At 67.5% G+C, this 1,597-nt stretch carries 1 protein-coding gene and 1 pseudogene; one reads left to right on the top strand and one right to left on the bottom strand.

Annotated elements, in window-relative coordinates; all coding sequences use genetic code 11:
- The coding region (locus ACWDNU_RS45535) for a hypothetical protein (protein ID WP_449673407.1) at positions 1–182 on the bottom strand (182 nt) is incomplete at its 3' end.
- Between ACWDNU_RS45535 and ACWDNU_RS45540 the strand changes: the two are divergent.
- Positions 171–1,597 (top strand): annotated as a pseudogene (locus ACWDNU_RS45540) (hypothetical protein); the annotation flags it as partial. The gene ACWDNU_RS45535 and the pseudogene ACWDNU_RS45540 sit on opposite strands and share 12 nt — an antisense overlap.

A 1,597-nucleotide genomic window follows, 5' to 3' on the forward strand; every position in this document is an offset into this window, starting at 1 on the left:
ACCAGTCCCGCCCCGCCGGGAGAAAACGCGAAATCGAGACGAGAAAAGGTGGCGATTTCCCATGTTCCCTGCACAATGCGCGCAGCGCGCTGGCGCTGCGGTTCGGCGTCGAGCCGGGCGATCTCGGCCCCGACCTGGTCGCGGAACGACTCGCCGATCCCGGTACGCGGGTGGAGCTGCACCGCCAGCGCGCCAGGGACCTCACCGACTACGCGAAGCTGCTGCGCGCGTTCGACCCCGCCGCGGTCGACGCCGCACGTGACGCGCTCGCACCGCATCTCGGGCTGCCGCGCGGTGGCCTGCCGCTGGACGCGGCGGCACTGGCCGAGGCACTGTCGAACCGTGCGGCGCGCGGCGATCTCGACGATCTGACCGGTCCGCTCGCCGACTACGTGCGAGCGCTGGCGAAGATCGATCCCTACGCCGAAGATCTGGTCTACAACCCGGAGACCGATCCGCGTGCCGTCGGTGACGATCCGCCCGTGCACGACCGCGACGCCCTGGACTTCCTGCGGGAAGTCGGCGCCGACGATCTCACCGACCGGTCGCCACTGCCGCCCGCGCCCGAGGACGCGGTTCCCGGTCCGAGCCGCGATCACGCCCGGCTGCTCGGCGTCGATCTGACCGGTGCCGACGCTCCGACCCCATCTCCCAGGTCGAGCACGCCGCCCCCGGCGTCGACAACGACCGGAACTCCCCTGCCTGGACCAACGGCGACTCGGCCCACGCCTCCGACCAAGACCACCCCACCGTCCGCTGCCGATGTCCCGGCGACGGCCGACTCGGGTACGAACACCTCGACGCCCCCGACGTCGTCCATCGCGCGGCCGCCCGCGAACACTCCGCCTACGAGCTCGTCGACCACCGACACACAAGCCACCGAGAACGGCACCGGCGAAACAGCCTCCGGCCATGAGCAATCCGGTGGTGCGATCCGCCCGCGCGATATCTACGACAGCGCGGCACAGGATGCCTGGGCGGAAGCCGCGTACGAGCAGTTCCGGGCGACCGACAACGATGTCGACGGCATGGTCGACAATCTCGCCGACACTGTCCGCCCGGACGGATCCCGCGGGTATTCGCGCGACGACATAGCGCGGGTGAAAGACCACCTGTTCCGCAGCGAACACCCACTCGCCATATATGACGACGACGGCAATACCGTCGGGACCGAGATCCGGCGATACGATGCGAGCGCGGCGATCGCCGAAGCGTGGATGCGGATGTCCAACGGCACGCCGCTGCCCGAAGACATCGTCCTCCTCGAACACGAATTGACCGAGGCAGGCTATTACGAGTCCCATCCCGGGGCGTCGTACCACGAGGCACACGACTACGCCAACACACAATTCGATTGGGAATCGAATATCCCGGCACGCACCGGGGAGAACATCGACGAATGGACGGCGAAGTATGGCGATAAATCTACTGTTCCGCCTCAAGACGGAGACCGAGCAGGACGTGACCTACCAGTTCGGGAGCCCCGGTCGACTGAACCGGGAACTGACGATTCGCAAGTCGGACTACACAGTGACAGTGGCGGACGGGAAAACCGACCAACTGGCAGTGATCACAGCGGGCAAGGCGATGACCCGGC

The sequence above is a fragment of the Amycolatopsis sp. NPDC003676 genome (assembly GCF_053587275.1).